General features: G+C 54.0%; 23 protein-coding genes. 7 read left to right on the forward strand and 16 right to left on the reverse strand.

The window, feature by feature from the left end; genetic code table 11:
* Positions 1–3: 3 nt before the first annotated feature.
* The 12 genes from fabZ to rpsB form a co-directional block, all read right to left on the reverse strand.
* The gene (gene fabZ / locus ACG1VR_RS18900; RefSeq protein ID WP_016534975.1) at positions 4–459 is read right to left on the reverse strand and encodes a 3-hydroxyacyl-ACP dehydratase FabZ; all 456 of its coding nucleotides are present in this window, start codon (positions 457–459) and stop codon (positions 4–6) included.
* A 149-nt stretch (positions 460–608) separates the two neighbouring features.
* On the reverse strand, positions 609–1,634 hold the full coding sequence (lpxD, locus tag ACG1VR_RS18905; protein ID WP_016534974.1) for a UDP-3-O-(3-hydroxymyristoyl)glucosamine N-acyltransferase: 1,026 nt from the start codon (positions 1,632–1,634) through the stop codon (positions 609–611).
* 3 nt (positions 1,635–1,637) lie between these two features.
* A complete protein-coding gene (gene skp, locus ACG1VR_RS18910) occupies positions 1,638–2,138 on the reverse strand; it encodes a molecular chaperone Skp (RefSeq protein WP_039897933.1) in 501 nt (166 codons plus the stop codon).
* 121 nt (positions 2,139–2,259) lie between these two features.
* Positions 2,260–4,665 (reverse strand): outer membrane protein assembly factor BamA, encoded by a 2,406-nt coding sequence (gene bamA / locus ACG1VR_RS18915; RefSeq protein WP_016534972.1) that lies wholly within the window; start codon positions 4,663–4,665, stop codon positions 2,260–2,262.
* A 33-nt stretch (positions 4,666–4,698) separates the two neighbouring features.
* Complete coding sequence (rseP, locus tag ACG1VR_RS18920) at positions 4,699–6,051, reverse strand: sigma E protease regulator RseP (protein WP_016534971.1); 1,353 nt, start codon at positions 6,049–6,051, stop codon at positions 4,699–4,701.
* Positions 6,052–6,062: 11 nt separating this feature from the next.
* Positions 6,063–6,920, reverse strand: coding sequence for a phosphatidate cytidylyltransferase (gene cdsA / locus ACG1VR_RS18925; RefSeq protein WP_279050129.1), 858 nt, complete (start codon positions 6,918–6,920; stop codon positions 6,063–6,065).
* Positions 6,921–6,938: 18 nt separating this feature from the next.
* Complete coding sequence (gene ispU / locus ACG1VR_RS18930) at positions 6,939–7,691, reverse strand: (2E,6E)-farnesyl-diphosphate-specific ditrans,polycis-undecaprenyl-diphosphate synthase (protein WP_039897931.1); 753 nt, start codon at positions 7,689–7,691, stop codon at positions 6,939–6,941.
* Between the two features lie 186 nt (positions 7,692–7,877).
* A complete protein-coding gene (ispC, locus tag ACG1VR_RS18935; RefSeq protein ID WP_016534968.1) occupies positions 7,878–9,077 on the reverse strand; it encodes a 1-deoxy-D-xylulose-5-phosphate reductoisomerase in 1,200 nt (399 codons plus the stop codon).
* A 169-nt stretch (positions 9,078–9,246) separates the two neighbouring features.
* A complete protein-coding gene (gene frr / locus ACG1VR_RS18940; RefSeq protein ID WP_039897930.1) occupies positions 9,247–9,804 on the reverse strand; it encodes a ribosome recycling factor in 558 nt (185 codons plus the stop codon).
* A gap of 139 nt (positions 9,805–9,943) precedes the next feature.
* Positions 9,944–10,669, reverse strand: coding sequence for a UMP kinase (gene pyrH, locus ACG1VR_RS18945; RefSeq protein WP_039897929.1), 726 nt, complete (start codon positions 10,667–10,669; stop codon positions 9,944–9,946).
* Between the two features lie 146 nt (positions 10,670–10,815).
* Positions 10,816–11,667, reverse strand: a complete 852-nt coding sequence (tsf, locus tag ACG1VR_RS18950; RefSeq protein ID WP_016534965.1) for a translation elongation factor Ts — start codon at positions 11,665–11,667, stop codon at positions 10,816–10,818.
* A gap of 135 nt (positions 11,668–11,802) precedes the next feature.
* Positions 11,803–12,528 carry a 30S ribosomal protein S2 gene (gene rpsB, locus ACG1VR_RS18955; RefSeq protein ID WP_016534964.1) on the reverse strand — a complete coding sequence of 242 codons (726 nt, stop codon included), beginning with the start codon at positions 12,526–12,528 and terminating at the stop codon, positions 11,803–11,805.
* 312 nt (positions 12,529–12,840) lie between these two features.
* Here rpsB and map point away from each other — a divergent pair, with 312 nt between their 5' ends.
* The 4 genes from map (at position 12,841) to ACG1VR_RS18975 (ending at position 17,791) form a co-directional block, all read left to right on the forward strand.
* Complete coding sequence (gene map, locus ACG1VR_RS18960) at positions 12,841–13,635, forward strand: type I methionyl aminopeptidase (RefSeq protein ID WP_016534963.1); 795 nt, start codon at positions 12,841–12,843, stop codon at positions 13,633–13,635.
* A 64-nt stretch (positions 13,636–13,699) separates the two neighbouring features.
* Entirely contained in the window at positions 13,700–16,372 is a 2,673-nt protein-coding gene (gene glnD / locus ACG1VR_RS18965) for a bifunctional uridylyltransferase/uridylyl-removing protein GlnD (protein ID WP_395489553.1), read from the forward strand.
* Between the two features lie 95 nt (positions 16,373–16,467).
* The gene (gene dapD, locus ACG1VR_RS18970; protein WP_016534961.1) at positions 16,468–17,292 is read left to right on the forward strand and encodes a 2,3,4,5-tetrahydropyridine-2,6-dicarboxylate N-succinyltransferase; all 825 of its coding nucleotides are present in this window, start codon (positions 16,468–16,470) and stop codon (positions 17,290–17,292) included.
* A gap of 109 nt (positions 17,293–17,401) precedes the next feature.
* Positions 17,402–17,791, forward strand: coding sequence for a DUF3461 family protein (locus ACG1VR_RS18975; protein ID WP_016534960.1), 390 nt, complete (start codon positions 17,402–17,404; stop codon positions 17,789–17,791).
* A gap of 57 nt (positions 17,792–17,848) precedes the next feature.
* On the opposite strand, the gene degP is transcribed toward ACG1VR_RS18975, so the two are convergent.
* Positions 17,849–19,294 (reverse strand): serine endoprotease DegP, encoded by a 1,446-nt coding sequence (gene degP / locus ACG1VR_RS18980; protein WP_016534959.1) that lies wholly within the window; start codon positions 19,292–19,294, stop codon positions 17,849–17,851.
* A 139-nt stretch (positions 19,295–19,433) separates the two neighbouring features.
* On the reverse strand, positions 19,434–20,948 hold the full coding sequence (gene dgt, locus ACG1VR_RS18985) for a dGTPase (protein ID WP_395489554.1): 1,515 nt from the start codon (positions 20,946–20,948) through the stop codon (positions 19,434–19,436).
* A gap of 94 nt (positions 20,949–21,042) precedes the next feature.
* On the opposite strand from dgt, the gene mtnN reads away from it, so the two are divergent.
* Genes mtnN through ACG1VR_RS19000 form a run of 3 tightly spaced genes read left to right on the forward strand, consistent with a single transcriptional unit; the run spans position 21,043 to position 23,177 of the window.
* On the forward strand, positions 21,043–21,741 hold the full coding sequence (mtnN, locus tag ACG1VR_RS18990) for a 5'-methylthioadenosine/S-adenosylhomocysteine nucleosidase (protein WP_172570328.1): 699 nt from the start codon (positions 21,043–21,045) through the stop codon (positions 21,739–21,741).
* Entirely contained in the window at positions 21,734–22,534 is an 801-nt protein-coding gene (gene btuF, locus ACG1VR_RS18995) for a vitamin B12 ABC transporter substrate-binding protein BtuF (protein ID WP_395489555.1), read from the forward strand. Before mtnN ends, btuF begins: the two co-directional genes overlap by 8 nt.
* Before the next feature lie 22 nt (positions 22,535–22,556).
* Positions 22,557–23,177, forward strand: coding sequence for a TRIC cation channel family protein (locus ACG1VR_RS19000; RefSeq protein ID WP_172568318.1), 621 nt, complete (start codon positions 22,557–22,559; stop codon positions 23,175–23,177).
* 50 nt (positions 23,178–23,227) lie between these two features.
* On the opposite strand, the gene erpA is transcribed toward ACG1VR_RS19000, so the two are convergent.
* Together erpA and clcA are read right to left on the reverse strand one after the other, a co-directional pair.
* Entirely contained in the window at positions 23,228–23,572 is a 345-nt protein-coding gene (gene erpA / locus ACG1VR_RS19005; RefSeq protein WP_016534954.1) for an iron-sulfur cluster insertion protein ErpA, read from the reverse strand.
* A gap of 80 nt (positions 23,573–23,652) precedes the next feature.
* Positions 23,653–25,077 (reverse strand): H(+)/Cl(-) exchange transporter ClcA, encoded by a 1,425-nt coding sequence (gene clcA / locus ACG1VR_RS19010; RefSeq protein ID WP_395489556.1) that lies wholly within the window; start codon positions 25,075–25,077, stop codon positions 23,653–23,655.
* Between the last annotated feature and the right edge of the window lie 115 nt (positions 25,078–25,192).

The raw sequence follows: 25,192 nt of genomic DNA on the forward strand, positions 1-25,192 counted from the left end.
GTATTATGCCTCCCGGCTGCGCGCGCACATCATGGTTGCTTCGCAGACAATTTTTCCGTCAACGGTCGCAACGCCTTTGAAACGCGTCAGACCACGGCGAGTTTTCTCAAAGGTCACTTCCATAACCATTTGATCGCCAGGCACTACAGGGCGCTTGAAGCGCGCTTCATCGATACCGGCAAAGTAATACAGTTCGCCCGGCTCAAGTTTGCCGACGCTTTTAAACGCCAGAATACCGGTGGCTTGCGCCATCGCTTCCAGGATTAGGACGCCCGGGAAGATTGGCTTACCAGGGAAGTGGCCCTGGAAAAATGGCTCGTTAACGGAGACATTTTTTACTGCGCGCAGAAAACGACCTTCTTCAAAATCCAGCACGCGGTCAACCAGCAAGAACGGGTAACGGTGCGGCAGAAGCTCTAAAATCTCTTCAATGTGCAGAGTATGAGTGTCAGTAGTCAAAATACTCTTCCTGTCTAAATATTCTAAATGACAATAATAACACGGCCTGCGGCTATCGAAAGAAAGCCAGCAGGCCGCAAATCAAATCGCGCGGCTTCGCGCTTCGGCCCTTATGGCCGGTAAGCACGGCAGCGCGGGGCAGGCGACGGTCAGTCTTGTTGATTGACCTTACGTTCGATGGATTTTAAGCGTTTGCTCATTTCATCGATGTTCATCACCAGGGCAGCGGTTTTACGCCACGCTTTGTTTGGCTGCAACGGGATGCCCGAGGAATAAACGCCAGGCTCGGTGATAGGACGCATCACCATTCCCATTCCGGTCACGGTCACCTTGTCACAGATTTCCATATGGCCGTTAATCACGCTTGCGCCGCCAATCATGCAGTAACGCCCGATTTTCAGGCTGCCAGCCATGATGACGCCGCCAGCAACTGCGGTATTGTCGCCAATCACGACGTTATGTGCAATCTGGCACTGGTTATCAATGATAACACCATTGCCGATAATCGTGTCATCCAGCGCACCGCGGTCAATGGTTGTGCAGGCACCAATCTCAACGCGATCGCCAATGATGACGCGGCCAAGCTGGGGGATTTTCACCCAATTGCCGCGATCGTTGGCGTAGCCAAAGCCGTCAGATCCAATCACGGTGCTGGACTGAATCAGGCACTGGGCACCGATTTCAATCTCGTGATAAATGGAGACATTGGCCCACAGGCGGCTACCCGCGCCGATTTTGGTATTTTTACCAATAAAGCATCCAGCGCCAATCACTACGTTATCGCCCAGCTCAACGCCGGACTCGATAACGGCGTTCGCGCCGATAGAAACGTTATTACCCAGCTTCGCTGAAGCGTCAACCACCGCACTCGGGGCGATGTCACGCGCCGGCTGAGGCGTGGTATCAAGAATTTGTGCCATGCGTGCATAGGTCAGATAGGGGTTCTTCACTACCAGAGCTGCGCTTTTAGCATGAGGAAGATCGGCTTCGGTCATCACGACGGCAGAAGCCTGGCAAGCCGCCAGCTGTTCACGATAGCGAGGGTTAACCATGAACGTGATATGGCCCGCCTGGGCGGTTTGCATAGATGCGACGCCGGTGATGACGATATCGCCATCACCGTGCAATTCTGCATCCAACTGCTGGGCTAATTCAGCCAGTCGAATCGAAGGCATTACTTATTTAACCTGTTTCAGAACGTCTGCAGTGATGTCTTTTACATCGTTACCGGAATAGGCAACGGTGTTTGCATCCAGAACAACATCATAACCTTTGTCGTCAGCAACTTTCTTCACGGCAGCCTGGATACGAGTAACCAGTTTGCCACGCTCTTCGTTGGAACGACGGTTGCGATCTTGCTCAAAAGCCTGTGCTTTTTGAGAGAACGCCTGGCGCTGAGCCATCACGTCTTTTTCCATTTTGCTGCGATCTGAAGCTTTCATGGTTGAACCATCGCGCTGCAGACGCTGCATTTTGGATTGCAGATCGTTTTCCATGCCCTGCAGTTCACCGGCGCGGCCTTTGAACTCGTTTTCCAGGGTTTTAGAAACGCCGGTGCTTTGTGCCACCTGTTGGAACAGGTTGCCCATATTAACTACTGCGATGCTGGAGGCAGCCTGAGCGCCGGCTGAAGCAACCATAGCAATCCCGAGACCTGCGGCAACTAACCACTTTTTCACAATTAACTCCTTACCATCCCATAGGTGTCCGAAGACACTGTTTTTTGCGAGCACCCGCGAACTGCTAAGCGGCTAACGGGCGCTACGCTACACTGCTGTTGCGTTCCTTCGCGCGGAACAATTACCAGGTTTTACCAATGTTAAACTGGAATTGCTCTGCCTTGTCTCCATCATATTTCTTATACGGCTGGGCATAAGAGAACACCAGCGGCCCCAGAGGAGACATCCACTGCAATGCGATACCTGCAGACATACGGATGTTACTCGGCGTGCTGTAGTCAGGTATACCGGCCGCTCTGGTTGCTGCGGTATTTTCCCATTTGGTATCCCAAACGGTACCCGCATCAACGAACAGAGAGGTACGAACAGAATTCGAATACTTCTCGCTCAGGAACGGCGTCGGGGTAATCAGCTCGAGGCTGGCAACACCCATGGCGTTACCGCCCACCGCATCGTTAGAGTTACACACCTCACCAGTTCCGCAGTTACGTTGGTTAGGGCCAAAGTAAGCCGCTTTCGGGCCGATGTTGTTCGACTGGAAGCCACGCACGGTACTGGAACCACCGGCGTAGAAGTTCTCGTAGAACGGCAGCTCTTTACCGCCTAAACCATCGCCATAACCCCAACGGGTACGACCCAGCACCACCCAGGTGTGATCGTCGTTGATAGGGAAGTAGCTCGCCGTATCTAACGTCACTTTATAGAACTCGTTATCAGAGCCTGGAATGGTCACTTTACCATTCAGGTTGACGCGAGAACCGTCGGTTGGGAAGTAACCGCGGTCAAGGTTGTTGTATGTCCAACCATAGTTCAGAGTGAAGTCGTCCGCCGAGAAACTGTTGTCATTGGCGTTCATATTCGGGTGCTGACCCACAGAATCCAGGTAACGCCACATCGCTATCTGCGGCTGCATATTCGACAGGTCGTTATGCACATAGCCGAGACCAAGGCGCAGCGTATTGTATTCGTTCACCGGGAAGCCCAGCGTACTGTCTACGCCATAGCTTTTGTTGGTGTAGTCAGACAGGTCCGCATCGTCAGCTTTAAAGTCGTTATAGAAAATACGGCCGCCGAGGCTCACGCCGTCAACCGTGAAGTACGGGTCGGTGGCCGAGAGTTCTGCGTAGGTCTGGTAGTCGTTTTTGGTGCCGCTGATGCCGACGGAGTAACCTGTACCCAGCCAGTTATCCTGCTGAACGCCAACCTGGAAGCTCACGCCGCTTTCAGTGCCGTAACCGACGCCGAAGTTGAAGCTACCGGTGTTACGCTCTTTCACCTTATAGACTACGTCAACCTGGTCCGGGCTGCCCGGCACACGCTGAGTATCCACATCTACGGTTTCGAAGTAGCCCAGACGGTTCAGACGCTCTTTACCGGAGTCAACCAAGTTGCTCCCCAGCCATGCGCCTTCCATCTGGCGCATTTCACGGCGCAGAACGGAATCTTTACTGGTGTCGTTGCCTTCGAAACGGATCTTACGAACGTAGTAACGGTTACCTGAGTCGACGTTTACGTGCAGTTTAACGGTCTTATCGGCGTCATTAATTTCCGGCTGAGTCTGTACGCGCGGATACGCGTAACCATAGCGGCCCAGCAGTTTCTTAATGTCGTCTTCCATTTTGGTGACTTTGGTGCCGTTATACAGCTCACCAGGCTTCAGCTTGGTCAGGCTCTCGATTTCCGCAGAGTGGCCCGCCAGGTTGCCTTTCACATCCACGCCGGCGATTTTGTACTGCTCGCCTTCGGTGATATTAATCGTCACATAAATGCTTTTCTTATCCGGCGTCAGGCTAACCTGCGTGGAGTCGATGTTGAAACGCGCATAGCCGCGATCCAGATAGTAGCTGCGCAGGGTCTCGAGATCCCCGGCCAGCTTCTGCTTCTGGTATTTGCGATCGCCAACCACGTTCCACCACGGCACTTCATCGCGCAGCTGGAAGTGAGAGATCAGCTCATCGGTAGTAAACGCGTGGTTACCGACGATGTTGATCTGCTGGATCTTCGCGGAAACGCCTTCCTGGAATACCAGTTTCAGGTCAACACGGTTACGCGGCAGCGGCGTAACCACTGCTTTAACGCTGGCGCTGTATTTACCGACGCTGTAGTAGAAGTCTTCCAGCCCTTTCTCGATGTCGCCCAAAGTGGTGCGATCGAGAGATTCACCCACACGAACGCCGGAGGCTTCGAGGTTCTGCTTGAGCATGTCATCTTTCACCGACTTGTTGCCGGAGAAAGTGATGCTGGCAATGGTTGGGCGCTCTTTGACCTGCACCAGCAGCGTATTGCCATCACGCAGAACCCGCACGTCTTCGAAGTTGCCAGTGGCAAACAGAGCACGGATAGTATTACTGATATCCTCGTCAGAGACGGTATCGCCTGGGCGTACCGGCATACTGAGGAGGGCCGCACCGACGGCGACTCGCTGCAGGCCTTCGAAATGAATGTCTTTCACCACGAACCCGTCTGCACCGTATACGGTGGCGCTGCTAAACAGCAGCGACGCTATGAGGAGCTTTTTCATCGCCATCGTTGTTATGCGTTCTTCCTAACCTAATTCTCTCTATAAACGAGAGAAATCATTGAAAAGTGCAAGCCCCATTAACAGCACCAGCAGGATTGAGCCAATGCGATAACTGAAGTCCTGAACTCGCTCGGAAACCGGTGTGCCCTTCAGTTTCTCAACCGCCAAAAAGAGCAGGTGTCCGCCGTCAAGGACGGGCAGTGGAAACAGATTAATAATCCCTAAATTGACGCTGATAAGCGCCAGGAACATCAGGAAGTAAATCAACCCGTATTCCGCCGACATACCTGCCCCTTGAGCTATGGAGATTGGCCCACTGAGGTTGTTCAGTTTTACATCACCGGTTATTAATTTCCCCAGCATGTTGACCGTCAGCTTCATCAGTTGCCAGGTTTTATCCGTGGCTTCTGCTACAGCGGTAAACGGCCCATACTGACGCACTGTCTTGTACTCATCAGGCAGCGGGATAATTTTTGGCACTACCCCTGCGAACCCTTCGGCCTTCGCTTTACCCGGTTTTGTATCCGGTATCAGCGTCAAAGACAAGGAACTCCCCTGCCTTTCAATCTGGACGGCCAGCGCCTGCCCTGGGTTATCGCGCACCAGGTTAACAAACGTACTCCATTGAAGGAGCGGCTGACCGTTGACTTTAACGATCCTGTCTCCGGCTTGCAAACCCGCTTTACTTGCTGCCGACTGCGGCTGGACTTCATCCAGCACATTTTCAATCTGCGCACCGCGAGGCTTAAACCCGAGTGATGTTACCGGATCCTGCTTGTCTGGCTCAAACTGCCAGTTACGCAGATCGAGGGTCACATCATGCGTCTGATTGGTGCCAAACGGGGCATAAGAAACCCGCGCGCTGGCATCGCCAATTTTGCCGACCAAGGCCAAACGAACAGCATCCCAGTCAGGCGTTTCGATGCCATCTATCGCTTTTAGTTCCATACCCGCCGCAATTTGTGCTTCGGCGGCGATAGAGTTGGGGGTTATTTCGCCGATCACCGGGCGCAGGCTCGGGACGCCGATAATAAAGACCAGCCAGTAAGCAAAGATAGCGAAGATAAAATTGGCAACCGGCCCCGCAGCGATAATTGCCGCTCGCTGAGAAACCGTTTTGTTGTTGAACGCGGCGTGACGCATTTCCGGGATGACCGGCTCAACGCGTTCATCCAGCATTTTGACGTAGCCGCCCAGCGGGATAAGAGCAATGACAAACTCTGTGCCCTGGCGGTCGGTACGGCGCCACAGCGCCTTACCAAAGCCGATGGAGAAGCGTTCAACACGAACGCCGCAGCGGCGAGCAACCCAAAAATGACCAAACTCGTGCACGGTAATTAAAACACCCAGTGCAACGATAAACGCAGCCAAATTCCAGAGTATGCTCAGCATAAAACCTTCCGTTAAATCGTCCTGAATACCAGAAGCAGCAGACAGGCAAACACCGGCACCGCCGCTGTCAGACTGTCAATGCGGTCAAGAATACCACCATGTCCGGGGATCAAGTGACCACTATCTTTAATACCGGCCTCACGCTTAAACATGCTCTCGGTTAAATCACCCAAAACCGAGGCCAGCGCGGCAACGATAGAACAGGTTAGCAGAACAGCTGGCGCAACATTCAGATTCGCCCACATGCCAAACAGCAGGGAAATAACTGCGGATGTAGCCAGCCCGCCAATAAAGCCCTGCCAGGTTTTACCCGGGGACACTTTCGGTGCCAGCTTATGCTTACCAAACATCTTGCCGAAGACATAAGCACCGGAATCCGCGCCCCATACCAGCACCATCACATACAGTAGCCACACGGAGCCGCTGTAGTGGTTGATATCATAATGCCAGCTGCGCAGCGCCACCATTCCCCAGAAAAAGGGGATAATCGTCAACAGGCCGAAGACCAGACGGATCGGCTTAGAATTGCGCCAAAGTGCCGCAGAAGCGGGATAAAATAGCACCAACAGAAGTGCCGCTACCCACCAGATAAGTGATGCCCAAAGCGATACTTCTATCACCGGGAGATGCACCGTATGGCGGTATTCAGGCAGCGTAATGAGCATTACTGCAAGCAGCAGGCCGCACAGTACGGCCAGCCAAACGCGCTGTGAACGAGCAACGAAACCAGCCAGTTGCCCCCACTCCCATGCAGCCAGCATGCAGATAACCAGTGTCGCAATCGCGAATCCTACCGGCGGCAGCCAAAACAGCGCCGCGATGACAACAGGAATCATAATAAATGCGGAAATCAGGCGATACTTCAGCAAAAGCGACCCCCAACAGGCTTATTCACCACCAGGTGCTGTGCCACCAAAACGACGCTCTCGGTTTGCAAAAGCATTTAGTGCACCTTCAAAGTCTTGTTCATCGAAATCAGGCCAAAGAACATCGGTAAAATAAAGTTCAGCATAGGCAATTTGCCAGATGAGAAAGTTACTGATGCGATGTTCTCCCCCTGTCCTAATTACTAAATCAACGGGAGCCAGTTCATGCATGCAGATCTGCTGACCGAGCAGGTCTTCATCTATTTGGTCAGGGCGCAATAAGCCTTCCTGCACCTGCGACGCAAGTTGTCGCACTCCCTGAATAATATCCCAACGCCCGCCATAATTCGCGGCGATATTCAGCGTCAAACCGGTATTTTCACCGGTCAGTGCTTCAGCTTTTTTGATACGTTCTTGCAGGCGTGAGTTGAACCGACTGGTATCGCCGATTACCCGTAAGCGGACATTATGACGGTGTAAGCTTTTGACTTCACTGTCCAATGCCCACACAAAAAGCTCCATCAACGCGGTCACTTCCTGAGCCGGGCGATTCCAGTTTTCGCTACTAAAAGCGTAAAGCGTCAGCGCATCGATGCCGTTATTGGCTGCAAAACTAACAGCGCGGCGAACCGACTTTGCCCCGGCTTTATGACCGAAAACCCTCATTTTCCCCTGTCGCTTAGCCCAGCGGCCATTGCCATCCATAATAATGGCAACATGGCGAGCGCCATGAGCAGGTGAGGATTCGCTTAATTGTTGATTAGCAGACAACATAACGCGTAATGATTCCCTGAAAAGAATTAAGCGGTACTCAGGAATACTGAAGCCTTTCGCATAAAAAAGCCGTGCTGTGACACGGCTCTCCACCTAACCTTCAGTCACATCTGACGATTAAGTGGCGCAGACTATATCACTGAAGCACAAAGTGAACAAATGGCGGTACGTCGGCCGCATGAATTATCACCGGCTTGCGAGGTGCATCACTTGTTTTTTGGCTATTTCACGAGCGATTGCATCGACACTCAGCACCTCTTCCACGCTTTGCGGTTCGGTTAAGTTCATTTGCTCAAGCACACTGCGGTTTAGCACTGCGATATCGGTGAAACGCACCTGCTGATTAAGGAAAGCTTCAACCACAACTTCGTTTGCCGCATTCAGCGCCGTGGTAGCCGCCTGCCCCTGCGCGCAGGCATCGATAGCGAGCTTCAGGCATGGGTAGCGCTTAAAGTCCGGCTCCATGAAAGTCAGCGTGCCGATTTTACAAAAATCGAGTGCCTCAACGCCCGATGATACGCGGGCAGGATAGGCCATCGCATGGGCAATTGGCGTACGCATATCCGGTGCGCCAAGCTGTGCCAGCACGCTACCGTCACGGTAGCGAACCATTGAATGGATAACCGACTGCGGATGAATCAGCACTTCCATCTGTGCCGCAGAGGCGTTGAATAACCAACGCGCTTCAATATATTCGAGACCTTTGTTCATCATGGTGGCCGAATCAACGGAGATTTTGCGTCCCATCGACCAGTTCGGGTGGCTGCATGCCTGGTCAGGCGTCATTGCGGCCAGCTCGGCATACGCCGTTTCCCGGAACGGACCACCCGATCCGGTGAGAATAATGGACGATACGCCATTATCTTCGAGGCTAGCGTATCCCAGGTTCTGCTGAATTGTTTCCGGCAAACTCTGAAAAATAGCGTTATGTTCGCTGTCTATCGGCAATAACTGCGCTTTGCTGCGGGCAACGGCTTCCATAAACAGCCGCCCGCAGGTGATGAGCGACTCTTTGTTCGCCAGCAGCACCTGCTTACCCGCAGAGATAGCGGCGAGCGTAGAGGGGAGACCTGCAACGCCAACAATAGCGGCCATTACCTGGTCAACTTCATTCAGCGCGGCAACTTCACATGCCGCCTGCGAACCGGCCAACACCTCGGTTTTACTGCCCTGCTCTTTCAACTGGCGACGCAATTCAGAAGCGGCCTGCTCACTGGCCATGACCGCAAAGCGCGGCGAGAACTCCAGACATTGCTCGACCATTTTCCCAACGTTGCTACCGGCCACCAGGGCGGTTACGGCAAATTTTTCAGGATTATGACGAACGACGCTCAGCGTACTGACGCCAATAGAGCCGGTGGATCCAAGAATAGTGAGCTGCTTCATGAGTTACTCAGGGTCGTAAAATGAGGGATTAATGACGCATTAGTTTGCGGCGACGGGGGCGTATTGTCTACGCCTTTGCTCTGTGTTTATCAAAGCAAAACGCCGCTCAGCAAACGCCACGCTTCACGCGAGGGCTTACTGTGCGGCGTATTATCCACCAGAGGGTGGATTAGAACTGCATCAGCTCGGCTTCTTTTTCAGACAGAGCCGCATCCACTTTCTTAATGGCTGCATCAGTCAGTTTCTGAACGTCATCCTGGGAACGACGATCATCATCTTCGCTGATCTCTTTGTCTTTCAGCAGGGCTTTAACTTTGTCGTTAGCGTCACGGCGAACGTTACGCACGGCAACACGAGCGCCTTCGGCTTCGCCACGTACGATCTTGATCAGATCTTTACGACGTTCTTCAGTCAGCGGAGGCAGCGGAACGCGGATATCGGTGCCCGCTGAGCTTGGGTTAAGACCCAGGTCAGAAGCCATGATCGCTTTTTCAACTGCCGGGCCCAGGGAACGATCGAAAACGTTGATCTTCAGGGTACGGGTATCTTCTACGGTGACGCTGGCCAGCTGACGCAGCGGAGTTGGCGTGCCGTAGTATTCCACGACAATGCCGTCCAGCAGGCTTGGAGAAGCGCGGCCGGTGCGGATTTTGCTGATTTGGTTTTTGAATGCTTCGACGCATTTATCCATACGCACTTCAGCATCTTTTCTGATATCGCTAATCACGTTACGAATCCTTGAAAACTGGTTTAAGGCAGACCACGCTTATCATCTGCGGCAACGATGGCCGCAGGCTAAGTATAGCCCTGTTTATTCCTGGCTGTAGATAAAGCCAAATCTTACCCTGATTAAAGGGCGACTGAAATTATTCAGTGATTAAAGTGCCTTCTTTCTCACCCATTACCACACGGCGCAGCGCACCCGGCTTGTTCATATTGAACACGCGGATCGGCAGTTTGTGGTCGCGAGCAAGGGTGAAGGCGGCAAGATCCATGACTTTCAGCTCTTTATCCAGAACTTCGGTGTAGGTCAGCTGCTCGTACAGCGTCGCAGTTGGATCTTTAACCGGATCGGCGGTAAATACGCCGTCAACTTTGGTTGCTTTCAGCACAACGTCCGCTTCAATTTCGATCCCGCGCAGGCAGGCTGCGGAGTCGGTGGTGAAGAACGGGTTGCCGGTACCGGCTGCGAGGATAACGACACGGTTAGCGCGCAGCAGGCTGATGGCCTCTGCCCAGCTGTAGTTATCGCAAACGCCATTCAGTGGAATAGCGGACATCAGGCGGGCGTTCACATAGGCGCGGTGGAGCGCATCACGCATCGCCAGTCCGTTCATTACGGTCGCCAGCATGCCCATGTGGTCGCCCACGACGCGGTTCATACCGGCTTTTGCAAGACCAGCACCACGGAATAAGTTACCGCCGCCGATTACCACCCCGACCTGAATGCCAAGTTCCACCAGTTCTTTAATTTCCTGAGCCATACGGTCCAGAATACTCGCGTCAATACCGAAGCCTTCTGTACCTTGCAGAGCTTCGCCGCTCAATTTGAGCAGAATGCGTTTGTAGACGGGTTTTGCATTGGTAGCCATGTTTCTTTCCTGAGAACAGTCAACGAATGGGGGATGGTTAATTCTGGCGACATTCTGTCGCATTTCAGCCAGTTGCCTATAGGAGACGGCTGAATTTATGAGGCTGGATAAAAAGGAACCGCCGGTTGGCGGTTCCTTTTAAACCATTAAGACTGCTTGGACATGGCAGCAACTTCTGCTGCGAAGTCAGTCTCAACTTTCTCGATACCTTCACCCACTTCGAAGCGGATGAAGTTAGTGACGTCAGCGTTGTGCTCTTTCAGCAGCTGAGCAACGGTTTTGCTTGGGTCCATTACGAACGGCTGGCCGGTCAGAGAAACTTCGCCGGTGAATTTCTTCATGCGGCCTTCAACCATTTTCTCTGCGATTTCTTTCGGCTTACCGGACTGCATCGCGATGTCCAGCTGAACCTGGTATTCTTTCTCTACAACTTCTGCAGAAACGTCTTCTGGCTTAACGAACTCAGGCTTGCTTGCAGCAATGTGCATTGCCAGCTGTTTAACCAGCTCTTCATCAGCGCCTTTAGCTGCAACCAGAACACCGATACGCGCGCCGTGCTGGTAAGAACCCAGAACGTCGCCTTCCAGGGAAGAAACGCGACGGATGTTGATGTTCTCACCGATTTTAGCAACCAGTGCAACGCGCTCTTCTTCGAACTGCGCTTTCAGAACTTCAACGTCGGTGATTTTGCCAGCAACTGCTGCGTCCAGAACTTTGTTAGCAAATGCCTGGAAGCCGCCGTCTTTAGCAACGAAGTCGGTCTGGCAGTTAACTTCCAGAATCACGCCGTAGTTGCCGTTGATCTTAGTGATGATCACGCCGTCAGCAGCAACGTTGCCTGCTTTTTTAGCTGCTTTGATAGCACCGGATTTACGCATGTTCTCGATTGCCAGCTCGATGTCGCCGTTGGCTTCGGTCAGCGCTTTTTTACAATCCATCATGCCAGCGCCAGTACGCTCACGCAGCTCTTTTACCAGGGATGCGGTAATTTCAGCCATTCTAAAATCCTCGGAGATGTTGCCTGCCCGGCACGGTGGCCAAACAGACTTAAAAGTGAAAAAGGGGCCATAAAAAGGCCCCTAACCAAACTAGATACTACCTGGTTAAATAAGGGCTCTGACGAGCGTGCCTTATTATTCTGCTTCTACGAAGCTTTCTTCCGCCTGGGAAGCCAGATCCTGAGAACGGCCTTCACGAACGGTTGCAGCTACAGCGCCCAGGTACAGGCTAACAGCACGGATAGCATCGTCGTTACCAGGGATAACGAAGTCAACACCGTCCGGATCAGAGTTGGTATCAACGATAGCAAATACCGGGATACCCAGGTTGTTTGCTTCTTTGATAGCGATGTGCTCGTGATCGGCATCGATTACAAACAGTGCGTCCGGCAGGCCGCCCATGTCTTTGATACCGCCCAGGCTGTTTTCCAGCTTGTCCAGCTCACGAGTGCGCATCAGCGCTTCTTTCTTAGTCAGCTTGTCGAAAGTACCGTCTTGAGCCTGAGTTTCCAGGTCTTTCAGACGTTTGATGGACTGACGAACGGTTTTCCAGTTAGTCAGCATGCCGCCCAACCAGCGATGGTTCACGAAGAACTGATCGCAGCTGTTAGCAGACTCTTTCACCGCTTCGCTTGCAGCGCGCTTAGTACCAACGAAAAGGATTTTACCTTTGCGAGAAGCAATCTTGTTCAGTTCAGCCAGAGCTTCGTTGAACATTGGTACAGTTTTCTCAAGGTTGATGATGTGAACTTTGTTACGTGCGCCGAAGATGAAAGGCTTCATTTTCGGGTTCCAGTAACGGGTCTGGTGACCGAAGTGAACACCAGCCTTGAGCATGTCGCGCATGGAAACAGTAGCCATGTTTTAAAACCTCTATAAAAGTATGGGGTTATGCCTCCACGTATCCCATATTACCGACCCCAAAGGGCACCCCGGAATATGTGTCGATACGTGTGTGTTATTTACACAAAGTGAGAGTGTTTGGCTGTACCCGAAAAATCGGAATACAAGTCCGGCGCGCTTTATACCATAAACGGCGTCAGGACTCCAATAGTTGTTGCCGTTCTGCTCGCTCAATGATTCTCAATTTGGCAGGAAGTCGCGCCCCCTGATACCATTACGTCACTTCCCTGCTTAATTCATGTCGACAAGCTCGACATCTGCGGACCTGATATGGCTATTTCAATTAAAACACCTGAAGAAATCGAAAAAATGCGCGTCGCCGGCCGCCTGGCTGCCGAAGTGCTGGAAATGATCGAACCCCACGTTAAACCGGGCATCACTACCGGCGAGCTGGATCGCATCTGTAATGACTACATCGTCAACGAGCAGCAGGCTATTTCCGCCTGTCTGGGCTACCACGGCTTCCCGAAATCCGTTTGTATCTCCATTAACGAAGTGGTTTGCCACGGCATCCCGGACGATGAAAAAGCGCTGAAAGACGGCGACATCGTCAATATCGACGTGACGGTCATTAAAGACGAGTACCACGGCGACACCTCGAAGATGTTTATCGTCGGCAAGCCAACCATTCTCGGCGAACGCCTGTGCCGCATCACTCAGGAAAGCCTCTACCTGGCCCTGCGTATGGTGAAGCCCGGCATCCGTCTGCGCACGCTTGGCGCGGCGATTCAGAAGTTTGTTGAAGCCGAAGGTTTTTCCGTGGTGCGTGAATACTGTGGCCACGGCATTGGTCGCGTATTCCACGAAGAACCGCAGGTGCTGCACTATGATGCAGACGACGGCGGCGTGGTGCTCCAGCCGGGCATGACCTTCACCATCGAACCGATGGTAAACGCCGGTGATTACCGCATTCGCACCATGAAAGACGGCTGGACGGTGAAAACCAAAGATCGCAGCTTGTCTGCTCAATACGAGCATACTATTGTGGTGACGGAGAACGGCTGCGAGATTATGACGCTGCGTAAGGATGACACCATCCCCAACGTGATTTCGCATAACGAATGATGCCCTGACGTCAGTCAGCAATCTAAGCCGGCCCCGAGCCGGCTTTTTTTATGGGTAGCGCACAATGAGTCCAGGTTTACCAGAGCAGTTTGCCAACACCACGGAACCCGAGATTTCCGGCCAGCCGGATTATCCCAACAGTTGGCAGGAAGCCGAGCTTAATTGCGCCAGTATCAAGTCGCATTTAGACACTTTTCAAAAGTGGCTGGGCGCCGCCTTCGACAGCGGCATTTCAGCCGAGCGGCTGATTGAGGCACGCACCGAATTTATCGACCAGTTGCTACAGCGGCTGTGGATTGCCTACGGTTTTGCTGAAGTGCCGGAAGCCGCACTGGTTGCGGTTGGCGGCTATGGCCGTGCCGAACTGCACCCGCTCTCGGATATCGACCTGCTGATCCTCAGCCGCAAACGCCTGACCGACGCCCAGGCGCAAAAAATCGGCGAACTGCTGACTCTGCTATGGGACGTTAAGCTGGAAGTCGGCCACAGCGTACGCACCCTGGAAGAGTGCCTGCTTGAAGGCCTCTCAGACCTGACGGTTGCCACCAACCTTATCGAGTCGCGCCTGCTGATAGGCGACGTTGCCCTGTTCCTCGAACTGCAAAAACATATTTTCAGCGAGGGCTTCTGGCCATCGGCCAAGTTCTTTGCCGCCAAGGTCGAAGAGCAAAATGAGCGCCACCAGCGCTACCACGGCACCAGCTACAATCTCGAACCGGACATTAAAAGCAGCCCCGGCGGCCTGCGCGATATTCATACCCTGCAATGGGTGGCGCGCCGCCACTTCGGCGCAACGTCGATGGGCGAAATGGTCGATTTTGGTTTCTTAACCGAAGCCGAGCGCAAAGAGCTGGACGAGTGCCAGCATCTGCTGTGGCGCATTCGCTTTGCGCTGCATCTTGAAGTGAATCGCTACGATAACCGCCTGCTGTTTGACCGCCAGCTTAGCGTTGCCCAGCGCCTGCACTACAGCGGTGAAGGCAACGAGCCGGTCGAACGTATGATGAAGGACTTCTACCGCGTGACGCGGCGAGTCGGCGAGTTAAACCAAATGCTGTTGCAGCTGTTTGACGAAGCCATCCTGGCGCTGGACGCCAGCGAGAAGCCTCGCCCTCTGGACGATGACTTCCAGCTGCGCGGCACGCTTATCGACCTTCGCGATGAAACGCTGTTTATGCGCGAGCCGCAGGCGATTCTGCGCATGTTCTATATGATGGTGCGCAACCGCGAGATAACCGGCATTTATTCAACCACGCTGCGCCATCTGCGCCATGCCCGCCGCCACCTCACGCAGCCTCTGTGCTACATCCCGGAGGCGCGAGAGCTATTCCTTGTGATGCTCCGCCACCCCGGCGCGGTAAGTCGTGCTCTGGTGCCGATGCATCGCCACAGCGTGCTGTGGGCTTATATGCCTCAATGGTCTCACATCGTCGGCCAGATGCAGTTCGACCTGTTCCACGCCTACACGGTGGATGAGCACACCATTCGCGTCCTGCAAAAACTGGAAAGCTTCGCGAAGGAAGAAACGCGGGCCAAACACCCGCTTTGCGTCGATCTCTGGCCGCGTCTTTCGCACCCTGAGCTGATTCTGATAGCCGCCCTGTTCCACGATATCGCCAAAGGGCGAGGCGGAGATCACTCGGTTCTCGGCGCACAGGATGTGCTGAAATTTGCAGAGCTTCATGGCCTGAACTCGCGGGAAACCCAGCTCGTCGCCTGGCTGGTTCGCCAGCATCTGCTGATGTCTGTCACCGCCCAGCGCCGCGATATTCAGGATCCTGAAGTCATCAAGCAATTTGCCGAAGAAGTTCAGACGGAAAACCGACTGCGCTACCTCGTCTGCCTGACGGTCGCCGATATTTGCGCCACCAACGAAACGCTGTGGAACAGCTGGAAGCAAAGCCTGCTGCGCGAGCTCTATTTTGCCACGGAAAAACAGCTGCGCCGTGGGATGCAAAACAGCCCGGATATGCGCGAGCGCGTACGTCACCACCAGCTTCAGGCGCTGGCTTTGCTGCGCATGGACAATATTAACGAAGAGGCTCTGCATCACATCTGGGCGCGCTGCCGTGCCAACTACTTTGTGCGCCACACGCCGAACCAGATTGCCTGGCACGCCCGCCATCTGCTCAAGCACGATCTCACCCAGCCGCTGATCCTGCTTAGCCCGCAGGCGACGCGCGGCGGGACAGAGATATTTATCTGGAGCCCGGACAGGCCTTACCTGTTTGCCGCCGTTTGTGCCGAGCTGGACAGGCGCAACCTTAGCGTTCACGATGCGCAAATCTTTACCACCCGCGACGGCATGGCGATGGACACCTTTATCGTGCTCGAGCCGGACGGCAGCCCGCTCTCCATTGACCGGCATAATATTATTCGCCACAGTCTCGAGCAGGCGATAACCCAGACCAGCTGGCAGCCGCCGCAGCCTCGCCGCCAGTCGGCAAAATTGCGCCACTTTACCGTGGACACCGAGGTCAACTTCCTGCCCACCCATACCGACAGGCGAACCTTTCTTGAGCTGATTGCGCTCGATCAGCCTGGCCTGCTTGCCAGGGTCGGTGAAGTGTTCGCGGACCTGGGAATTTCGCTCTACGGGGCGAGAATTACGACAATTGGTGAGCGAGTAGAAGATTTATTTATAATCGCGACCGCCGACCGGCGTGCTCTTAATAATGTGCTCCAGCAGGAAGTGCAGCAACGGTTGACAGCGGCCCTTAATCCAAACGATAAATAACGGTCTTTTATTTTTACCTTTTAGCTTGCGGGCCACAGTCAATAGTTTTGCGGTCCGAAAGTTGAAAGGTAAGTCACAATCAGGAAATATTCATAATGCAGCAGCTACAAAATGTTATTGAATCCGCTTTCGAGCGCCGCGCCGAAATCACCCCGGCAAATGTTGATACCGTCACCCGCGAAGCGGTGAATCAGGTTATTGCCCTGCTCGACAGCGGTGCGCTGCGCGTTGCCGAAAAAATTGACGGCCAGTGGGTCACCCACCAGTGGCTGAAGAAGGCGGTTCTGCTTTCTTTCCGCATTAACGACAACAAAGTTATCGAAGGCGCCGAAAGCCGCTATTTCGATAAAGTACCGATGAAATTTGCCGACTACGACGAAGCTCGCTTCCAGAAAGAAGGCTTCCGCGTGGTTCCGCCCGCTGCGGTTCGCCAGGGCGCGTTTATCGCTCGTAACACCGTACTGATGCCTTCCTACGTCAACATCGGCGCATACGTTGATGAAGGCACCATGGTTGATACCTGGGCGACCGTAGGTTCCTGCGCGCAGATCGGTAAAAACGTTCACCTGTCCGGCGGCGTAGGCATCGGCGGCGTGCTTGAGCCGCTGCAGGCCAACCCGACCATCATCGAAGACAACTGCTTCATCGGCGCGCGTTCTGAAGTGGTGGAAGGCGTTATCGTTGAGGAAGGCTCCGTCATCTCAATGGGCGTGTACATCGGCCAGAGCACCCGTATTTATGACCGCGAAACCGGCGAAGTCCATTACGGCCGCGTACCGGCTGGCTCGGTTGTTGTTTCAGGCAACCTGCCGTCTAAAGATGGTTCTTACAGCCTGTACTGCGCGGTGATTGTTAAGAAAGTCGACGCCAAAACCCGCGGTAAAGTCGGCATCAACGAACTGCTGCGCACCATCGACTAATTTTTTGCTCTAAAAGGCGGGTTATCCCGCCTTTTTTGCATCTGGCACTAGCGGAAAAGGAATTTTCCGTTAACTCTCTAATGGTTATTGATATTTAAGGGTACCGCTTATGTACGATAATTTAAAAAGTCTGGGTATTACTAATCCTGATGAAATCGATCGTTACAGCCTCCGGCAGGAAGCCAACAACGATATCCTGAAAGTCTATTTCCAGAAGGATAAGGGCGAGTTTTTTGCCAAAAGCGTGAAGTTTAAATATCCGCGCCAGCGCAAAACCGTGGTCGCCGATGGCGTAGGCCAGGGCTACAAAGAAGTGCAGGAAATCAGCCCGAACCTGCGCTACGTGATAGATGAGCTGGATCAGCTTTGCCAGCGCGATCGTACCGAAGTCGATCTGAAACGTAAGATCCTCGAAGACCTGCGTCACCTCGAGTCGGTAGTGACCAACAAGATCAGCGAAATCGAATCCGATCTGGAAAAACTGACCCGCAATAAGTAGTTCAGTAACCTAATAAAAAGGGCCGCATTTGCGGCCCTTTTCTGTTTGACTCAAAAATTACTGCATCAGCAGGTAAATCGACGTGTCACCGCGCTGGATGCTCAACGCCATCACCGAAGGCTTGCTGTCCATCACTTTACGCAGCTCGGCAATATTGTTCACCGCCTGCTGGTTGACGCCAACAATGATGTCGCCTTTTTTCAGGCCGATACGCGCCGCCGGAGTATTTGGCTTCACGCTGGTGACCTGCACGCCTTTCTGGTCTTTACCGCCGCGGTTGCTCATCTCCGCACCTTCAATTCCGGTGAAGATTGTCGCCGCATCAACCTGGTTTTGCGTGCTCTGCTGCAGTTCCAGGCTCACTGTCACCGGCTTACCGTCGCGCAGCAGGCCAAGCGCGATTTTGCTCCCCACCGGCATCGAGCCAACTTCGGCACGCAGCGCTGCAAAGCTGCTGATAGGTTTACCGTTCAGGGACGTAATAACGTCGCCCGCTTTAATCCCCGCTTTCGCAGCAGAGGAGTTCGGCATCACCTGGCTGACAAACGCCCCGCGCTGAGCGTCGACTTTCATCGCTTTCGCCAGCTCGGAGTTCAGCTCGGTGCCCATAATCCCCAGCTCGCCGCGGCGAACCTGCCCGTACTGCACCATCTGAGCGGTGAGGTTTTTCACCATATTGCTCGGGATAGCAAAGCCGATACCGATGTTGCCGCCGTCCGGCGCAAGGATCGCAGTGTTAATCCCGATCAGCTCGCCTCTCAGGTTAACCAGCGCACCGCCGGAGTTACCGCGGTTAATCGCCGCATCGGTCTGGATAAAGTTTTCATAGTTTTCAACGTTCAGGCCGCTACGACCCAGCGCCGAAACGATACCGGAAGTCACGGTTTCACCCAGGCCATACGGGTTACCGATAGCCACGGTGTAATCCCCTACGCGCAGTGCGTCGGAGTCCGCGATTTTAATCGCCGTCAGGTTTTTCGGGTCCTGAAGCTGGATAAGCGCGATATCGGAGCGCGGGTCTTTGCCGACCACTTTGGCGTCAAATTTACGGCCATCGCTCAGCTGCACTTTAATCACGGTCGCATTATCAACAACGTGGTTATTGGTCACCACGTAGCCTTTAGCGGCATCAATAATTACGCCGGAGCCCAGCGCCATAAACTTCTGCTGCTGGCTGCCGCCGTCAGGCGCGCCTCCTTCACCGCCGCCGCCCTGGCAGAAAGGTGAGCTCTGGAACGGAGAACCGTCCTGGCAGAACGGCGAGTTATCACCGAAGAATTGCTGGAAGTTGCGCCCCATGCGCGGAGTATTTACCGTCGTGCTCCCTTCAACGTTGATACTCACCACTGAAGGCATCACCTGCTCCAGCATTGGCGCAAGGCTTGGCAGCGGCTGCGCAGCAGATGCAGAAGAGGCCGTCTCAGCGGCGGAGGCAGACATAGGACTCAGCGCCAAACCCAGACTAAGAGCCAGCGCACTCATTGCTAACGTGGTTTTTTTCATGGAATCATCTCAACTTTCAAATAACGCAAAATTGCTGTGTTGGTACCATTCAGAGTGAAGTTTACGCCCTAAGTTCAGCGCTTAAGTGGCTGGAAAAAGTAAAAATTTATTGTCCATCTTTACAAAACTCCTGCCGACTTCACTCTACCGCCATCAGGCGTCGGTACTCATCCCAGGCGTATAAATCCGTCATTCCGCTGATGTAATCCTGAATCAGCCTTACACGGAAATAGTATTCCCAAACCGAAAAATCAAGGCTGGCCGGATGCAAATCATTCACCGCCTCTACATAAGCAAGCCTATGTTTAGTTGAGAGTTTGTGGAAAAGCCTCGTTTCAATCGGTAAACGGCGCAGGCTCTCTTTGCTGACCAGCTCGGAGAAATCCTCGGTTGAAAGCTCGAGTAAGGGACTGTAAATATCAAGTAAGCCACTGATAACCCGGTAACCCTGCAACTCCAGCTGCTCCACATCAGGATGGCTGAAAACATGGCGTACCGCCACCTGCTTATACAACTCCAGCAGCCTGGCGAAAGGACTGTCGTCCTCCAGCAACGCGTGATTAAACTCGCCGGAATAGATATCCGGCAGATTGTCGATAAAGCGCTGGGCGGCATAAGGCGCCAGCTTGTTCAGCGTATTGACGCGTAGATACATAAAGAACTGATCTTCCGCGCTGCGTCGCATCTGGTTGGTGCGGGACTTCTCCCACGCATCTTTAACCACCTGCTCAAACAGGTCGCCACGCTTCTCCTCGCCCCAGGCTTCGCATAAATGCTGGTAAAGCTGCTCCACGCTAAAGATCCGTTTCTCTACCGCATCTTCAAGATCCGCCACGCAGTAGGAGATATCATCCGCCGCCTCCATTATCCAGGTCAGCGGGAAACGGCTGTACTCCCCGAGGCTCAATTCTTTACGCAGGCGGGCGATATAGCCCTCTTCCGAAAGATAAAACCCCGGCTTCTTCATCAGGTAATTATGGCTTTCCGGCGGTTTGTCGGCATACCAGGCCGGGCGGGTATATTTCAGGATGCAGCCAACCTGCGCCCAGGTCAGGTTCATGCGCAGCAGGCTGTGCACCAGGCGGATACCCTGGGCGTTGCCCTCAAAGCTGCACAAATCATGGCGCACTTTGCTGCGTAGAGTATTTAGCGACTCCTCCCCTTCACGCAGCTTTAAAAAATCCACTTTGCAGCGGTCGTCGCTGCGGGGCTGGCTCCCGGCATCTTTCGGCTGTAGCCGCTGGCGGAACCAGTCGTTGATGGCAGACTCGCCAAAATGGCCGAACGGCGGGTTGCCGATGTCGTGCATCAGGCAGGCCATTTCCACTATGCTTTCAAACGGGCCGGTTAGCTCATCGAGACCATACTTCTCCAGCGCCTTCTGCTCTTTCAGCCGCCCGAGGATCTCTTTGGCGATATAGCGGCCGACCTGCTGGACCTCCATCGAGTGGGTCAGTCGCGTGCGCACGGCAGCGTTGCGTTCGAGCGGGAAAACCTGCGTTTTTTGCTGCAATCGGCGGATAGCAGGCGAGTTGATTATCCTGCCGCGGTCGCTTTCAAAAATGCGCAGAATTTCATACTCGCTCTTCTCCCCTTCGGGCGAGCGGAAGCGCCGGTGCCAGTTAATTTTTCTGCGGAAGTCTATTTCGCTCATGCCCACTCCTGTTCCGTTGATAAGGAGACTGTTTGCCATGATAGACTATGCCCCGAAAATTGAGTCATGTTCCACCACATTAGCGAGTATCTCTATGAAAGCAGGCATTATTGGTGCAATGGAAGAAGAAGTTACGCTGCTGCGTGACAAAATCGAAAACCGCCATACTCTGAGCATCGCCGGTTGTGAAATTTATACCGGTACGCTGAACGGCGTTGAAGTCGCGCTGCTGAAGTCCGGCATCGGCAAAGTCTCTGCGGCCATGGGTGCTACTCTGCTGCTGGAGCACTGCAAGCCCGACGTGATTATCAATACCGGTTCCGCCGGTGGCCTGGCGCCAACGCTGAAAGTGGGCGATATCGTGGTGTCCGATGAAGTGCGCTACCACGATGCGGACGTCACCGCTTTCGGCTACGAATATGGCCAGATGGCGGGCTGCCCGGCAAGCTTCGTTGCCGATAAAAAGCTGATTGAAGCGGCTGAAACCTGCATTAAAGAGCTGGATTTACATGCGGTACGCGGCCTGATCGTCAGCGGCGATGCTTTTATTAACGGCTCCGTAGCGCTGGCCAAAATTCGCCATAACTTCCCTCAGGCCGTAGCGGTAGAGATGGAAGCGACGGCAATCGGCCACGTTTGCCATAACTTCAACACGCCGTTTGTTGTGGTGCGTGCCATTTCCGACGTTGCCGATCAACAGTCTCACCTCAGCTTTGAAGAGTTCCTGGCGGTTGCGGCTAAGCAGTCCACCCTGATGGTGGAAAAACTGGTTCAGCATCTGGCTCGTGGCTAACGGCATATTATGGCGAGGAGTAGCGGCCCTGCTCCTCGGCCTCCCGGCGCTGCTGCTTGCGGCGCCTCGGGTCATCTCCCTTTCTCCCGCTAACACCGAACTGGCTTTTGCCGCCGGAATAGAGCCGATTGCGGTAAGCGTTTACTCAGACTATCCGCCGCAGGCAAAAAAAATTGAACAGCTTGCCAACTGGCAGGGCCTGAATTTCGAACGCATTGTGGCGTTAAAGCCGGATGCGGTTCTGGCCTGGCGAGGCGGTAACCCGGACAGGCAGGTAAACCAGCTTATTGCGCTGGGGATCAACGTCATCTGGCTCGATCCTAAAAGCGTCGCGGACGTGGAAGCCGCATTGCGCCAGCTTGCTCCGCTCAGCCCAACGCCCGAAAAGGCGCTCCGGGCGGCAGATAAATTAGCGCAACAGTTCGCTGATTTAAAAGCCCGCTACGGAAAGACAAAAAGCAAAAGAGTTTTCCTGCAATTCAGCCAGCAGCCGCTGTTCACCACCGGCAAAGACTCTATTCAGAATGAGATAGTCGAAACCTGCGGCGGGCAAAATATCTTTGCCGACAGCCGGGTTCCCTGGCCGCAGGTAAGCCGCGAACAGGTGTTGGTGCGCAAACCGCAGGCAATAATTATTTCCGGCGACGCGAGCAATATTCCGGCAGTGCAGCAATTCTGGAGTAATCAGTTGAAAGTTCCGGTTATCGCCGTCGATGATGATTGGTTTACACGTTCCGGTCCGCGTATTATCCTCGCCGCAAAACAGCTCTGCGAAGAGCTGGCGAAAGATTAACGTCACGCTCTGAGGATAATAAATGCTGGTCTATTGGCTGGATATTGTCGGTACTGCGGTGTTTGCCATTTCCGGCGTTTTACTGGCCGGCAAGCTGCGCATGGACCCGTTTGGCGTCCTGGTGCTCGGAGTGGTTACGGCGGTAGGCGGCGGCACAATCCGCGATATGGCGCTGGCTAACGGCCCGGTCTTCTGGGTTAAAGATCCTACCGATTTGGTGGTCGCAATGGTGACCTGCATGCTGACCATCGTGCTGGTGCGCCAGCCGCGCCGCCTGCCGAAATGGGTGCTGCCGGTGCTGGACGCCGTGGGTCTTGCGGTATTTGTGGGCATTGGCGTGAATAAAGCTTTTCTTGCCCACGCCAGCCCGCTGGTCGCTATCTGCATGGGCGTCGTTACCGGCGTAGGCGGGGGCATTATCCGCGACGTATTAGCTCGTGAAGTCCCGATGATTCTGCGTACCGAGATCTACGCTACCGCCTGTATCATCGGCGGTATCGTTCACGCCACGGCCTACCACACCTTTGGCGTCCCGCTGGAGCAGGCAAGTATGATTGGTATGGTCGTCACGCTGGTTATCCGCCTGGCGGCAATCCGTTGGCACCTTAAACTGCCGACGTTTGCGCTAACCGACCGGCAGTAGGCATAAAAAAAGCCGCGTTTGCTACGCGGCTTTTTTATTTCAGCAACCAATCAGATGCTGAAGGAGGAACCACACCCGCAGGTGCTTTTTGCGTTCGGGTTGGTCACCACAAAGCGGGAACCTTCCAGGCCTTCGCTATAATCGACCGCGCCGCCCACCAGATATTGCAGGCTCATCGGATCCACAACCAGAGCAACACCCTGTTTCTCAATGGTCATATCGCCGTCGTTAATCTGGTCGTCAAAGGTAAAGCCATACTGGAAGCCGCTGCAACCACCACCGGTGATATAGACGCGAAGTTTCAGATTTGGGTTTTCTTCGTCTGCAATCAGACTTTTCACTTTATTGGCTGCTGCTTCGGTAAACTGCAGCGGCAGCGCTACGTCATCACTCATTTTTTGCTCCCAACAATTAACAAGTCGGGCAGAAAATAACCCGCACTTTAGCGGCATTATCTAATACCCTGGTAAATCGTTCAAGTATTCTGCCAGGCACAAGCCTGTTCATTCGCTCGCGCTTTCTCAGCTTCTTGTTTTGCCAGCGTTCTTGCCAGAATCACCGAGTATAGCGGTTTCCCGCCGAGGAATTGTGCCAACAGTGTCGCCCCAAGGCAGGTGATTATCATTGGCAGAATGAGCTGGTAATTGTCGGTCATCTCCAGCACCAGCACGATGGCGGTCAGCGGCGCACGTAATGAAGCCGCCAGCAGCGCCCCCATCCCGGCAATGGCAAAAGTCCCCATGTCGAGATGATAAGCCGGGAACCAGGCCGCGCATGCCATACCAAAAGCGGTACCCAGCAGCGTTCCCAGCGCCAGCATTGGCGCAAAGATGCCGCCCGGCGCTCCGGAGGAGAAGCACAGCAAAGTGGTTATAACGCGGGCAAAAAAGAGAAACAGCAGCATGTCGATGCTGTAATTGCCCATTGCCGCAATCGGGATCAGGCTAAAGCCGCCGCCGGAGGCCGCCTGCTGAATAAGCCCCAGTACGCCGCACAGCCCGCCTATCAAACCGCCAATCAGCACCCATTTATTGATATTGCCGCCGTGAATACGCTGGAACATATCCTGCGCGCCAATAACCATCCGGTTAAACGCCACGCCGACGATACCAAACACCATGCCAAGGATCAGGTATAGCCAAAGCGTATTCACCGGCGCATCCGCCAATTTGCCCACCTGAATCACCGTGGTTTCGGTATTGAAAATGCGAAACACGATGCTCGACATAATCACGCCGATAAACACCGCTTTTATCGAAATCAGGTTATAGCGAAACTGAGTGCGCATCTCCTCGATGATAAAAAGGATCCCGGCCAGCGGAGCGTTAAAAGCCGCAGACAAACCGGCAGCGGCGCCGGTTGCCAGCAGAGAATGACGAGCCTCCGCTCCGCGCTGGCGGAACATGTCACTAACCATGCGCCCGATATTGCCGCCCAGTTGAACCGTTGGCCCTTCGCGTCCCAGCACCATTCCCGCGCCGAGAGTGCCCATACCGCCGATAAACTTCACCGGGATAACGCGCCACCAGCGCACCGGCCGCAGTTCCTCAAGCGCCCCTTCGATTTCCGGTATCCCCGAACCGCCCGCTTCCGGCGCAAACCGACGCACCAGGTAATAGCCAACCATCGCCAGCAGCGCCGAGCTAATCAACGCCAGCGGCCACACCAGCCAGGCGCTATCGGCAACCTGCGCCAGCAGGCCAATACGGTGCTGTAGCACCCAGTTCACCGATTTCTCAAACGCCACGCCGACCAGGCCGGCGAGTATTCCAACGATAGCCGCCATCAGTAAAATCATCAGCGGCATTTTATCCTGGCCAATCAGACGGCGCAGGATGGCCCCCCTGCGCAGGCTGACGCTTTGTGGTGTTTCGGGAGAAGAAGTGTTGGCTGAATTCATCGGCTCATGCAGTTTAGTCATACAAATAAGGCGGGCATTTTACCCACTGATTACGCCAACGTCTTATTAAATTCCCTAATAAACCGTAACGTTTGATTTGGGCAAATATTTCAAC

Origin of the sequence: Cedecea davisae, from assembly GCF_044095835.1 — a bacterium.
Taxonomy (GTDB): Bacteria; Pseudomonadota; Gammaproteobacteria; order Enterobacterales; family Enterobacteriaceae; genus Cedecea; species Cedecea davisae.